Source organism: Rhodothermales bacterium, assembly GCA_017643395.1.
Taxonomy (GTDB): Bacteria; Bacteroidota; Rhodothermia; order Rhodothermales; family UBA10348; genus JABDJZ01.
Map to the genome: position 1 here is coordinate 349,933 of JAEPNP010000002.1, position 13,243 is coordinate 363,175.

8 protein-coding genes are annotated in these 13,243 nt (G+C 63.4%); 6 read left to right on the plus strand and 2 right to left on the minus strand.

The window, feature by feature from the left end:
* Positions 1–55: 55 nt before the first annotated feature.
* The 6 genes from JJ896_09815 to JJ896_09840 all read left to right on the plus strand — a co-directional run bounded on the left by JJ896_09815 (position 56) and on the right by JJ896_09840 (position 9,798).
* Complete coding sequence (locus tag JJ896_09815; GenBank protein ID MBO6779936.1) at positions 56–334, plus strand: hypothetical protein; 279 nt, start codon at positions 56–58, stop codon at positions 332–334.
* The gene (locus tag JJ896_09820) at positions 331–4,206 is read left to right on the plus strand and encodes a response regulator (protein MBO6779937.1); all 3,876 of its coding nucleotides are present in this window, start codon (positions 331–333) and stop codon (positions 4,204–4,206) included. The genes JJ896_09815 and JJ896_09820 overlap by 4 nt, the downstream gene beginning before the upstream one ends.
* 99 nt (positions 4,207–4,305) lie before the next feature.
* Positions 4,306–5,145: a hypothetical protein gene (locus tag JJ896_09825; protein ID MBO6779938.1), complete on the plus strand. Its 840-nt coding sequence runs from the start codon at positions 4,306–4,308 to the stop codon at positions 5,143–5,145.
* Positions 5,146–5,198: 53 nt separating this feature from the next.
* Positions 5,199–8,774, plus strand: a complete 3,576-nt coding sequence (locus JJ896_09830; GenBank protein MBO6779939.1) for a S8 family peptidase — start codon at positions 5,199–5,201, stop codon at positions 8,772–8,774.
* Positions 8,771–9,307 carry a GNAT family N-acetyltransferase gene (locus JJ896_09835; protein ID MBO6779940.1) on the plus strand — a complete coding sequence of 179 codons (537 nt, stop codon included), beginning with the start codon at positions 8,771–8,773 and terminating at the stop codon, positions 9,305–9,307. Before JJ896_09830 ends, JJ896_09835 begins: the two co-directional genes overlap by 4 nt.
* Before the next feature lie 68 nt (positions 9,308–9,375).
* Positions 9,376–9,798, plus strand: a complete 423-nt coding sequence (locus JJ896_09840; GenBank protein ID MBO6779941.1) for a hypothetical protein — start codon at positions 9,376–9,378, stop codon at positions 9,796–9,798.
* A gap of 55 nt (positions 9,799–9,853) precedes the next feature.
* Here JJ896_09840 and JJ896_09845 read toward each other — a convergent pair whose 3' ends face one another.
* Together JJ896_09845 and rmuC are read right to left on the minus strand one after the other, a co-directional pair.
* A complete protein-coding gene (locus JJ896_09845; GenBank protein MBO6779942.1) occupies positions 9,854–11,707 on the minus strand; it encodes a hypothetical protein in 1,854 nt (617 codons plus the stop codon).
* 95 nt (positions 11,708–11,802) lie between these two features.
* The gene (rmuC, locus tag JJ896_09850; protein ID MBO6779943.1) at positions 11,803–13,206 is read right to left on the minus strand and encodes a DNA recombination protein RmuC; all 1,404 of its coding nucleotides are present in this window, start codon (positions 13,204–13,206) and stop codon (positions 11,803–11,805) included.
* Positions 13,207–13,243: the final 37 nt, after the last annotated feature.

Sequence of the window (13,243 nt, forward strand, 5' to 3'; positions counted from 1 at the left end):
GCCTTATGCAGGCCCGCCGGAGGCCGATACCCATCCGGACCCCCCTTGAAGAATCATGCCGTCTCCCAACCACTCGCCTTCGGATGGCGCCGCCCCGAGCGTCTGGATCGCGCGTCAGACGCCATCGGGACCCGAGTTCAATCGGGAAATCCCCTTGCACGACCTGCTGGAGGCCATGCGTGCCCTGGCCGGCCGACTGCAGTGGATGGAAGCGAATCCCGGAAACGCCTGGCCCGGCCCCGACCCCACGGTTGGAGCGGCCCGACGCGACCGGACCACGGCACAACGAGCCAAGCGTGCAGGATCACGCGCGGCTTCCAAACCAGCCACTTGAAGCTCCTCCGACTCAGAGTTCTCTTGCTGACGGCCGTGGTCGTGCTTCACGGCCCCGCCCTTGTCCGTGCAGCGAGCACCAACGGCGTTGACGACCCCACCTGGAGTTGGAGTGCCCTTGCCGACCCGGACGGCTCGCTCGTGCTGCGCAGCATTGTCTACACCACAGACGACGGGCTGCCGACGAATATGGTCAAGGACGTGGTCCACGACCAGGACGGCTTTCTGTGGATTGCCACGGACCAGGGTCTGGTCCACTATGACGGCAAGCGGTTCGACACGTATACCGTAGCGGACGGACTGCCGTCGAACTACGTGAAAAGCATCTACGTGTGCCGCTCAGGGTTCACGTTCGCGGTTACCGACGGCGGGGTCCTCAGGGTGAGCGAGGGGCGCGACGACTTCACCTTCGAACTGGTGGCCCCAGGATCGGATACGCCGACCGACTCTACGCTCTTCTACCCTAAACATCTGTACGAAGACGCACAGAACCGTATTTGGGGGTCTGACGCGCGAGGAATCTTCCGCATCTCCGAGCCCGGCCGGCCCATCCGGTACGACCTCCCCTCCTACAGCTGGCCGGACAGCTTCACGCGCACCTACCGCCTACTCCAACTTCAGGAAGGACCGCTCGTTGCATCGGCGGAAACCGGGCATTTCTTCGCCTACAACGAGGCTGCCGATGCATGGGAGGAGCTTGCCACAGCGCGTCCATGGGACCGGGTCAATGATATCGAGCGGCTCGGGAACGGCAACCTGCTCGTCGGAGCCGACAGTGGATTGTTCGAGCTGAGCCTCGAACCAGGAGCGCTCCCCCGACACATTGAAGGCTCGCCACTGGATGTGCACGAGCTGGAGCCTACGACCGACGGCGCTTTCCTGATAGGCACCTCGCTCACGGGCCTGTACGTCATGGACGGCTCGTTTGCGATCCGTCGCCTGGAGGCCCACCTGGGTGAGACTGTCAACGGCCTTGTTGCAGACGGTCAGGAGCATCTGTTCGTAGCCGGAGACGACGGATTGAGCATTCTCTACCTACCCTATTTCAAGCCCGTATACAAGGGGCCCCGGCGCGGATTGCATCCTTTGGTTTTGACTGACCGCGGAGACCTGCTCAGTATTCAGGAAGACACGCTGGTGCTGCACCTGGTACGGGAGGAACGCACACGAGTGGTCGCAACAGGCGCAACACTCACGACGGCCGCGACCTATCGGGACGACGTGCTCTGGTTTGGAAGTTCCTCCGGGACACTGGAACGCCGCGGAGGCGGACTTCCGCCATTGCACCTGCAACTGCCGTCGCCTCAGGCCGTCGTTAGCCTTGCAGTAGATGATGCCGGCGCGCTCTGGGTGGTGCAGATGGGTGTCCGGGGCGTCTATCGAGTCCTGGACGATGGGCAGATCGACCTCCTTGACGGAGGCGTTCGCACGCCGGGCCAGTTCTACACAGTCAAGCTGATTGACGGCGAGATCTACATGTCGTCTTCGGGTCAAAGCGCATACCTCTTCCGCTATGACGACGAAACGCAGTCTTTTGAGAATCTCTCAGACCCGCTCAATCGGACCATCCTCCACGTGGTCGATTTCGCGCGGGATGCCAACGGTCGGTTCTGGCTCGGCACAGATCAGGGCCTGCAGTATCACGAGTCCGGTCGGCTGATCAGAGCCCCCGGAACCGAGCACCTTGCGGGAATGGGCCTATCCAGCGTGGCCGTCGATCAGTACAGCACAGTGTGGTTCGGATCGGCTCGCGGGTTCTTCCGCTACGCCGACGGCAATATTTCAGCCTATGATCGAAGTGATGGTATTCCGTCGATGACGGCAGCTGCCGCAGCGATTCATCTCGACGCGCTGGGGCGGGTGTGGCTCGGTTCCACGGCAGGCTATGCGGTGTGGCAGCATCCCACATCGACCATGCGACAGACGCCTCGGCCCACGGCACGCGGAGCGGAAGGCTTCGACTTGCCGGTGGAAGGACCGATCCGACTCTCAGCGGGCGAAAGGATACACCTGCGTCTGGCCACACCGTCCTTCCCGAGTGAGGGCCTTGAGTATCGGTACCGGGTCGGCCCAGGTGCGGACTGGCGGCAACCCAGCGAGGCCGGGTTGCATGTCGGTGATCTTGACACCGGAACCCATCGCCTGGAGATTCAGTCGCGGCAACGTGGCCTCGGCTGGAGTCGGTCGCTGATCTACGTTGTGGTCGTGCGGCCACATTGGTACTGGTCCAAATGGGCGGTCGGTCTGAACCTGGCCCTCATTGCTGCTATTCTTTTGTTTGGAAGCCACGTGGTGCAGGCGACGCGCAAGCGCCGCCAGGCGGAGCGTGCTCTGGTGGATCGTGCGGTCGAGTTGACCGCCGCCAAGCTGGACCTGGAACGCACGGTGGCCGAGTTGGAAGAAGCCAAGGAGGCCGCCGAGGCTGCCGGTCGCGCGAAAAGTGCGTTCCTGGCCAACATGAGTCACGAAATCCGCACGCCAATGAACGGAGTCATTGGCATGACAAGTCTGCTCGCGGAGACATCCCTGACCCCCGAACAGGAGGAGTATGTGCAGATTGTGCGTACCTCGGGGAGGTCTCTGCTTGGCATCATCAACGACATCCTGGACTTCAGCAAGATCGAGGCGGGTCGGGTCGAACTTGACGTCGAGGACTTCAGCCTGAGGGATGCGGTGGAGCAGGCCGTACAGAGCGTGGCGCAGCCCGCAGCAACCCGGGGCCTGGAGGTGGTGCACTTTGTCGACCAGCGAGTTCCCTTGCTGGCCGGTGACGTCGGTCGCATCCGGCAGATCCTGGTCAATCTGTTGTCGAACGCGGTGAAGTTCACCGAAAATGGCCGGGTGACGGTCACAGCTTCCGGTGAACAGGAGTTGGATGGATATCGCCTGCGCTTCACGGTGACCGACACCGGTATCGGCATCCCGGAGGAGCGCCTCGAGGCCGTTTTTGATGCGTTTGCACAGGTGGACGCGTCCACAACCCGCAAGTACGGCGGGACCGGGCTCGGTCTGCCGATCTGCCGGGAACTGACCCGTCGACTCGGCGGAGACTTGACCGTGCGCAGTGAAATAGGGGTCGGCTCCGAGTTCTCGTTCGATGTGCTGGTTTCAACGGCGGAAAACTCGGATTCGGCATTGCCTCGACTTGACGGAGACCGCGTGATCCTGCTCGAACGCGATCCCGCCGTAAGACGCATGGTGCGGGACATGCTGACTACAGCCGGTGCCGTGGTGCGCGTAGCTCACGAACCAGAACAGGTCCGCCCCGATGCAGCAGTCGTGATCGTCGGAACGCCCGGCGATGAGATGGATGCTGCCGCCGTTAGCGCTTTCCGGTCCGGAATGTCCGGTGTTCGCCTGATTCGCCTCGGCAGGCTTGGAGAATCAAACCGCAGTGCCTGGAGTGTCTGGCACCACCGGCCGGTTCGACGCAAGGCGTTGCTGGAAGCAGTGCGGGGTGAGTCCGTGCAGGTAGCGACATCCCGGGGCAAACTCGGGCCTGCAAGCCGATATCGAATCCTGCTCGCAGAGGACAACCCGGTCAATCAGAAGGTGGCCATCCGCATGCTGGAGCGACTCGGCATGTCCGCCGATGTCGTGGCGGACGGCGCCAAGGCGGTGGAAGCCGCCAGAGAACAGGACTACGACATCATTCTGATGGATGTGCAGATGCCGGTCGTGGACGGACTCGAAGCAACCCGACGGATTCGAAAAGACAGAGCGGCCAGACGGGGTCCGCGAATCGTGGCCATGACCGCGAACGCAACCGCGCAGGACCGGGCAGCGTGTCTGGACGCCGGCATGGACGCATATCTGGCCAAACCCGTTCGGGTAGAAGACCTGCGCCGCGTATTGTCGGAAGGGTACAGCTGAGCACATGCCCGAGCCCGAACCGGTCGATGAGGGGCTCCGTTCTCGATATGTGACATGCCTGTGCCACTTGGCTGTCACATGCCTGGGGTACTTTTGGGCATGAACGACTCCGTAATCATCGCCGCGTTCGATGTCGAAACCACGGGGCGCAACCCCGCGGCCGACCAGATCATCGAACTGTCCATCCTGCGAACCCTTTCGACGGACGGTATCGAGGACCTCGACGCAGCGGATCGCTACGTGCAGCGATTTCGGCCGATGGTTCCGGTTTCTCCCGGCGCACAGGCCGTTCACGGCATATCGGACCTCGACCTCGCCGGCGAACCCTCCTTCGCCGAGCACGCCGATCAGATCGAGTCCATGCTCGAAGAAGCCGATATTCTGATGGGGTACAACGTCAGCTTCGACATCCGATTTCTGGAGTGTGAGTTTGAGCGCCTTAATCGCAAGCTCGACCTGTCCGGGAAAATGGTCGTCGACCCCCTGCGGATCTGGCACTCCATGGAGCCGCGTCGGCTCGAGAATGCCTACGAGCGCTTCGTGGGCGGATCACTGGAAGCGGCTCACTCCGCGGATGCGGATACGGAGGCCGTCCTGCATGTCTTCCGGGGCATGAAAGAATCCTTCGGTCTCAAGGATTCCGACTGGACCGACCTTGCCGAGATGACGGCACCGCACCGCGCCGCCTGGATCGGCGGGTCTCACCACTTCCGCTGGGAGGCCGGATACATCGTATTCGGATTCGGCAAGTACGAGGGCCGGCCTCTGTTCGATGTGGCGGCGCTGGATGAAGACTACCTGGTTTGGATTCAGGAGAAGGCCGATTTCCCGAGACACGTAAAGAACCTTTGCAAAGGCGCGTGCTCGGGCATCCCCCGCGAGGAGTTCCGAAAGAAGGTCGCGGCACATTTTGGTGAACCGGAAGCCTCGGGCGCCTGAGGTTTGCGCCTGAAGGCCGGACCCGGTCGTCGCAAGCGGAAGTATCTTGGGCGATGGGCATTCCTGCGACTCGACTGGCGGCACTGGTTCTGTGCGGATGCGTGCTCTCCGCGCCTCAGGTCCGTGGCCAGGCCCGGTCCGTTGAGGACGCAGCCCGCTCCCTGGCCCTGGCGACGGAGCTTCGAGCGGCAGAGTTGCACGACGCAGACGCGAACGCCGCGTTTCTCCTCCGATTCCCCGAGCTGAGTGCCGGTCAGCTGCCTGGAGGACGCTTCGAATTGCTTCGGCTCGTCGACGGACATCCTGTGCTGCGGGGCACGCACAACTATGCGGCCGGTATCTCGATCCGGGTGGCCGACGTGCGAGCCGGCGGATGGGTCGGCACGGATCTGCGCGGCCGCAATCGGGTGGTGGCCATCTGGGACGCCGAGACTGCCCTGACCTCCCATGTAGAGCTCGCCGGTCGCATCACCGTACGAGATGGCTCCGAGTCGGCCTCCCACGCCACCCACGTGACGGGCACCCTGGTTGCTGCGGGAGTTCGCCCGGAGGCGGAGGGCATCGTCCCGGAGGCCCTGGTGGATGCCTGGGACTGGCAGAATGACAGTTCGGAAATGGCCACGGCGGGAGCGAACGGAACGCTGGTTTCCAACCACTCCTACGGCACGTTCGGAGGATGGGTCAACGACCTCCGTGGCACCGGCCGATGGGCCTGGATGGGCGATCCATCGATATCGCAGATGGAAGACTACCGGTACGGCTACTACGGAGACGAGGCGGCCGCCTGGGACGCCATCGCTCATGCTTCCCCGCACTATGTCATCGTAAAGTCTGCGGGTAACGAGCGGGCTGACAGGGGACCTCCGGCCGGGGCGCCCCACGACGTGTTCTCGGATGGCTGGATCATCAGCAACGTTTCTCGCGAGCCTGATGGAGGGCAAACTGGCTTCGACTCGATTCTGGACGCCGGCATTGGCAAGAACGTGCTGACCATCGGCGCGGTAGAGGATCTCCCGGGGGGCTATGCGGGCCCGGAAGACGTGGCCATGAGCACCTTTTCGGGGTTCGGTCCTACCGATGACGGCCGCATCAAACCCGATCTCGTTGCCAACGGGACCTCCGTACTCTCATCAGTTGCGGGAGACGAGATGGCGTATGCCCACTCCTCCGGCACGTCCATGTCGACACCTGTTGCTGCAGGCGCGGTGGTCCTGGTTCAGGAAGCGTTTGAGCAGGTGCTGGGAGCCGTTCCACTCTCCTCGATGGTGCGAGCAATCCTGATTCATGCTGCCGACGAGGCGGGCACCTCACCCGGACCAGACTATCGATTCGGGTGGGGGCTCATCAACGTTGCACGGGCCGTTGCGCACATTCAGGCGGCAGGCAGCAAACCTGAGCGCATCATCACCGGCGTCGTGTCTCCGGGTGAAACGGTGCGTGTCCCCATACAGGTCGGGCAGGACGGGCTGCTTGAAGCCACGCTTGCCTGGACGGACCCCGCGGCCGAACCGGAGACGCCACGACTGAACAGCACGACATCAAGGCTGGTGAACGACCTCGACCTGGTCGCCTCGGGTTCCGGGGGCGACGTGTATCCATGGACGCTCAGCCCTGCCCAGCCAAATGCTCCTGCGATCCGCGCTCCCAACCGAGTGGACACCGTGGAGCGCATCTCCGCTGGGGTAGCACCCGGCAGCTACGTGCTCACCGTCACTTCGCGAGGATCCGACGCGCAGGAGTTCTCCCTCGTCACCGGTGCGGCGCCAGACGGGAGCGCAAGTCGCGGCTGGGTATCCGGCCGGGTGGTCGTGGGGTCGATCGGCGTCGGCGGGGTCACCATTTCCGCAGGCGCCGCACAGACTGCTTCTGCCGCGGACGGCTCCTTTGTTTTTCCCGACCTGCCTGCCGGTCGCACCGCGGTAGTTCCACAGCCGGGTCTTCGATTCCAGCCCGACACCCTCTGGCTGGACGTGGGGACGGAGAGTTTTGCGCAGTTCTCAGCCCCGGCCGGGGCCCACGTCGAGAGCACCGAGTTCTTCTTCTCACCCGATCTGCTGACAAGCACGGAGAGCGGGTCGCGGCTGCCCGTGTCGACTCCGGTTCCGGGAGGTGTTTACGGTGCCGAAGTGTCCGTGCGCGCGATGGCCGGGATCGACCTGCAGGGAGGTCGGGTGTCACTGAAGCTCGAGAATGTCCCTGGACTCGCGCCGTGGCTCGGAGATCAGGCCAACCGATTGGCAGCAACGGGTGCCTGGTATGCGCTGTCCTCGAGCGAGCCGGGGTTATACAGGCAACGCGTACCCATTGTGTGGCTGTCCCCTGATGCTTCCTCGGGGCCCGTTCGCATCCCCTATTCCATTTCGGACCGGTCTTATCGCCTCGTTGCGGCGGATACAATGTCCTGGCAGATTGCCGGCAGCGACACGTTGGCCCCCCTGATCTATGCCAGTATTCCCGTCGAAGGCCGAGCGTACGCTGCTCCCGGCTCGGAAATCATCCTTAGGGCGGACGTTCTCGACCCGAGCGGACCGACCACCGTCACTGCTCTCATTTCGGAGCGGGACGGCGGAGGCTTTGTGCGCGCTCTGCCGCTGAAAGACGAAGGTGACTGGGTCGGCACGGGTGATGCGGTCCCTTCTGATCGGCTGTTCAGTGGCCTGTTCTCGCCCACGAGACCTTCCGAGTATCGAGTCGACTACCGGGCCGTGGACGCCCTGGGGAACGCATGGACTCGCTTCGGTGCCTGGCATGTCTCTTCCCGCCCCTTCCTGAAAGAAGCACCGGTGATCCTGCTGACGTGGTCCGAGCGGGAAACCCGGACAGACGCGCACCGGAGTGCGCTGGCTCAGGCCGGGGTGGCTCACGACTTCTGGGAGTTCGATGTACGGAGCCAGATTCCTGATTCAACAGCCTCCGCCTATGAAGTCGTCATATGGAGCTGGGCAAACCGGACGCTCAACCGGCCGGAGGACACGGCGCTGCTCGGCGCGCTCCTTGTCCAGGGTCATCCCCTCGTCCTTATCGGCACGGCGACGACCACCGACGACCTTGTCCAGCGGGGAATGACACACGGCGAGACTCGCCAGGTGACGATGGTGAACGGCGCCCCCGCAAGTCCGGTGTGGAACGGTTTCAGGGCCACCCTGCCACACGCGCCGGCCGTGCCCCGTTGGATCGGCGGCGAGGCGCTGGTCTCCGACGGCGACGGGGTGCTCGTCGCCCGCATCGACGGTGCGGTACTTTCCACGGTATCGCCGGAGCACCTGGAGGAGTGGCAGCGGCCGGACTTTATGCGCCGTCTGGTGCTTGAGGCTGGGGGGAATCCGTCGCTGGTGGGCGTAGAGCGCGCGCCTGCCGAGTTGGCCTCACGAGTTAAGATGGCCGGGCCCTTCCCGAATCCCGCCCGGTCGGCAGCCTCGGTCCGTATCGACGTCGACAGACCTGCCGACATCGAGATTACGCTGTTCGATCTTCTCGGTCGTCAAGCGGCCACCGTGCATCGCAGCATCCTGGGCGCCGGCACTCACGATGTTCGACTCCAACTGGATGGCCTGACGGCAGGCGTGTACCAGGTGGTTGCACGCACGGGAGATGTCGCGACGTCTGCGCCCCTTGTATTGGTGCGATGATCCTGTTTACCACTGCACGCACGGTTGTCCGCGAGATGGATGCCTCCTACCTGGACCATCTGGTGAATCTCGACTCGGACCCGGAGGTCATGCGGTACATCAACGGCGGCAAGCCCACGTCTCGCAATCGAATGGCCGAGAAGCTGGCAGACTGGACGGCTCACTACCGCGCCGCACGGCCCGGCGGATTCTGGGCGATACACCTTGCGTACTCAGATCGCTTCGTGGGCTGGGTGCACCTGAAGCCGGACTGGGCGGACAGAGAGCTTGACGAGTTGGGCTATCGGCTGATCCGGGAAGTATGGGGATCGGGAATTGCTACCGAGGTGGCCTGCGGCATGATCGATCATGCCCTGCATGAGTGGGGCCGAGAATCAGTCGTCGCGAGGACCCTGGCGGCAAACCGGGCTTCGCGCCGGGTCATGGAGAAGGCGGGCATGCGGTTCGAGTTCAGTTTTACCTATCCACCGGAGGTGCTGCCGGGATGGCCGGTCGAGCGTCGCGCCGCCGTTCGCTACAGAATTGACACATAATGTTGTCGGGTTTGACAGAACCAGCCCGCATACACCCTGTAGATCCGGAAACTCACAACGGAAACACCATGTCTGCACGAGCACTTCCCCAACTGCTTGTCCTCGGCCTGTTCCTGGCTGGCACCGCGGCGGCCCAGGGCCGACTGGATCCGGACGCGATGCGCGAACGCATGAAGGCCCAGATTGAGGAGACGGTTGCAGCCCTGGAGCTGACCGGAGACAAGGCCGAAAGCGTGCGCGCCATTCTCACCAGCCAGGCCGAAAAACGCACGACGATGATGCAGGAATTGCGAGAGCGGCGAGGCCAGGGTCAGGGTCAACGACAGGGACAGGGACGGAGAGGTGGTATGCGCGAACAGCTTGCGGCTCTCGATGAGGAAACCACCACCATGCTCTCCGAGGTGCTGACCAAGGAAGAGGTCGAGAAATACGCCGAACTACAGGCTACGAGACGGGCCGCTCGCGGCCGAGGAAGGGTTCCGGTAGGCTGACGGCGCCGGGATCACTCTTTATTCGGGACTGCCGGGAAGGGCAGCCTCCAGCGACTTAGCGCGCGACACTGATCAGCGTGGACGTCCCCCGCTGGTCCACCAGTAGATAGATGCCCGCCGGCACCGGCCGATCCGAGCCATCCCGCAGTGACCACGTCATGCCGGATAGCGTCGCGACGTGCCGACCCAGCACGTCGAAAGCCCGGACGGCCCCCTGGCCCCCGGTCACCGAGACGGTAGAGTGCGCCGGATTCGGGAATGCGCTCAGGGTGGCGCGGGAAGTCGGCACGGTCTGCTCTACCGAGACGGAGGCGCCGACCTCCAGGGAGGCCTCCGCAATCGTCTCCGGTGTCATGTCGCGACCTTCATACATGCGTGCGAAACGCCTTGTGTCAGCCGTATCCCAGGTCAGCATTTCGTCAATGAAGGACGGCGCCAGACTCTGGTAGCGCAACCAGGCCGAGACGTGATAGCTGCCATCCGGCAACGCGGCACGGTACTCAAGGCGATCCAGGCCATCGCCCGCTGCGAAATCATCGTCAGAAGCGGCGCGACCGTGCACAGCCGTGTCCTCGGACCACGGCCCCGTTGGCAACCAGCCTGTCGGAGGAATACGGTTGTCCTTGAGGTAGCCGGATGCACGGAGAAGTCCGTAGGTGGGGGACCCGTCCGGGTCGCCCATCACGGACTCATAAACCTGAGTCTCCGACTCCGAGCGGATGTGCTCGAGGTGGGGCGCGGGGTATCCGGCCTCATGCTGCAGCCTTCCTGAATCCGCATCCCACCCGCCGGAATGGAAGACCTCATCCCCATCCGCACTGGTGATTTGCAGTTCCAGCCAGGCGCGTCGACTGGGATACCCCGTGGGCAGCTTGTGACCGCTCAGGTTGGTGACCGTGACCGTGATCGCGAGCGTATCTCCCTGCCACGCTGGTGAGAGATCCAGCGACGCGGCACTCTGCAGCATGCGTCGCGTGCGGGCAATGGTTGAGTCGAAATGCACAGGCTCTGCCGTCACACCGAGCGAATCTCCGTGGTCCCGCAGCATGCCGAGCATGAATGCGTTGCCTCCTACAAATTCATGGCGATAGAAGGGCTCTCTGCCATCCAGGCCTTTGGGCGTGTTTGAGATGGGGATCTGACCTGGCTGCACGGGCATGTGACAGGTCTGACACTGGGTGTTCGAACCGGGGTACGACGAGTTGAGCCACTCCAGGTAGGGTGTCTGCTCCGCAATACGCCCAACTACCTGACCCGAGGCGTCGACCGCATCGGTGTACAGCGTGTGACAGGTAGCGCACAACGCCGAACGGTTCATGTGCTCGCCGTATTTGGGCTCGTAGCCGGACATGGCCAGCATTGGCCAGGCGAACGGCTCGGTGTAGGGGCCGTAGATGGTCTGGTCGTGGCTGATCTCGAACCCGCCGGAAAAGCTCTCCGGGGTGCCGAGGTTGTCGGACAGGATCTGGTGGCAGACGGTACAGCTGACGCCGTCCAATGCCAGCTCATCGTCATCCAGTTGCTCCATGCGGAAGCTGCTCTCACCGGATGCCAGCGCCTCGGCGCGACCCATCGGTGCATGGCACTTGGCGCATTTGTCTTCGATGGCCGCCTGGAGCCCTGGATTTGCGGCCACCTCGGCCGACACTTTGGCGCGCCAGAACGGATCCTTGGACGCGTTGGCCATCATCGTGCTGCGCCAATACGTAGGAGGAGACACGTCATTGCCGTTTTCATCCCGTAGATCGGGACGGCCGTCTGAGGACGGGGTGTGGCAGGTAGCACAGTTGCCCGATCCCGAAAAGATACTTCCCTGCCCCCTTGCCAGGTCCCTGGAGCCATGCGAAACCGCCAGCCAGGCTCCCAGCAGGAGCGGCAACGAGACGGCTATTGGGAGTATGGTTCGCACGGCCATGGGTGGGATCTACCTTTCGGAGCAAGTATCGACCCGATCCGGCCACTCCAAAGGCGCCATGGACAGCCTGAACCGCCGGGTAATCCGGGCTAGTCGCCCGAGGGTTCTTTTGCGAGGCCGCCATCTCCGTCACCCCCGAAGAGTTGCGGTACCGGGCGCAGCTCCACCGCGTTGATTCTTCGCGGTGCTGCGTCGACGGGCTCCACGGCATCCATCTGCTTCGAGGAGCCACTCCCGAGATCCCTGAAGCGACGAGCTGAGACCAGCACGCGCGACTCCAGGGTGCCCACAGCGCGGTTGTAGTTGCTGATAGCGGTGCCCAGCCCATTTCCCACCTTGGCAAAGTGCTCGGCCATGACACAAATGCGATCGTAGAGCTCCTGGCCCAGCGAACTGATCTGTCGCGCATTCTCGGCCACCTGTTCCTGTCGCCAGCCGTAGGCCACTGCCCGAAGCAACGCGATGAGGGTCATGGGAGTCGCGACAATGACGTTGTTGTCTATGCCGTACTCGAAAAGCCCGGGGTCCGTCTGGAGGGCAGAATAGTAAAACGACTCACCCGGCAGGAAGAGGACCACCATATCCGGCGTCGTATCGAATTGGTCGAAGTACGCCTTGGCGCCCAACTTCCTGATGTGCTCGCGCAGCTGCGAAACGTGACGCCGCGACTCTGCCTTGCGCGTTTTCTCATCCTCCGCCTCAATGGCCTCCAGATAGGCCTCTAGCGGCACCTTGGCGTCTACGACGATGATGCGGTCTCCCGGGAGCCGTACGATCAGGTCGGGCCGGAGTCGGCCGTCGGCGGTCGACACGGTAGGCTGTTCATCGAAGTCGCAGTAGCTGACCATGCCAGCCAGTTCCACGACGCGCCGGAGTTGAACCTCCCCCCATCTGCCCCGCACGGCCGGCTTGCGAAGCGCGTTGACCAGATTGGATGCCTCCTTCTGCAATTTGACCTGCGACTCCCCCAGGAGTCGCACCTGCTCGGAAAGCGAAGCATACGTCTCGGTTCGCTCCTTTTCGACCGACGACAGGTGCTGCTGCACGGCCTCCAGGGACTTGCCCAGGGGCTGAACCAGTTGTTGCATCTTCAGGCGGCGCTGCTCTCCCTTCTCCTCGGCCCGCAAAAGCATGCCGTCGAACTGCGACCTGGCCAGTTCCATGAACGACTTGGCGTTTTCGTCCAGAGCCTTGCGAGACAGGGCGTCAATCTGGTGCATCCAGGCCTGCTGCGCCTCCGCGAGCGCCTCGATCTTCTCCTGGTCGGCCCGTCTCTCCACGTTTCGCGCCGTGCGCTCTGCCGTGAAGGCCTTGTCCAGATCCACGTACTCCTGCTCTCGAATCTGGAGTCGATCTCTGAGATACGCCTCCGCTTTTCGCACGTGCTCGAGATCCGCTCTCATGCGGGCGGCCTTTGGGCGCTGCAGCATCCAGACGAGGAGAGCTCCGGCCGCGGCAGCTACTCCGAGCATCGACAAGGTGGTGAGATCCATTTCGGTCCAGGCTGACGGCACGGGAAAAGTCCCTGTC

What these genes read in the sequence shown, in the direction of transcription:
- JJ896_09815 (MBO6779936.1), top strand. Translation starts at nt 56, where the DNA reads ATGCCGTCTCCCAACCACTCGCCTTCGGATGGCGCCGCCCCGAGCGTC.
- JJ896_09825 (MBO6779938.1), top strand. Translation starts at nt 4,306, where the DNA reads ATGAACGACTCCGTAATCATCGCCGCGTTCGATGTCGAAACCACGGGG.
- JJ896_09830 (MBO6779939.1), top strand. Translation starts at nt 5,199, where the DNA reads ATGGGCATTCCTGCGACTCGACTGGCGGCACTGGTTCTGTGCGGATGC.
- JJ896_09835 (MBO6779940.1), top strand. Translation starts at nt 8,771, where the DNA reads ATGATCCTGTTTACCACTGCACGCACGGTTGTCCGCGAGATGGATGCC.
- JJ896_09840 (MBO6779941.1), top strand. Translation starts at nt 9,376, where the DNA reads ATGTCTGCACGAGCACTTCCCCAACTGCTTGTCCTCGGCCTGTTCCTG.
- rmuC (MBO6779943.1), bottom strand. Translation starts at nt 13,206, where the DNA reads ATGGATCTCACCACCTTGTCGATGCTCGGAGTAGCTGCCGCGGCCGGA.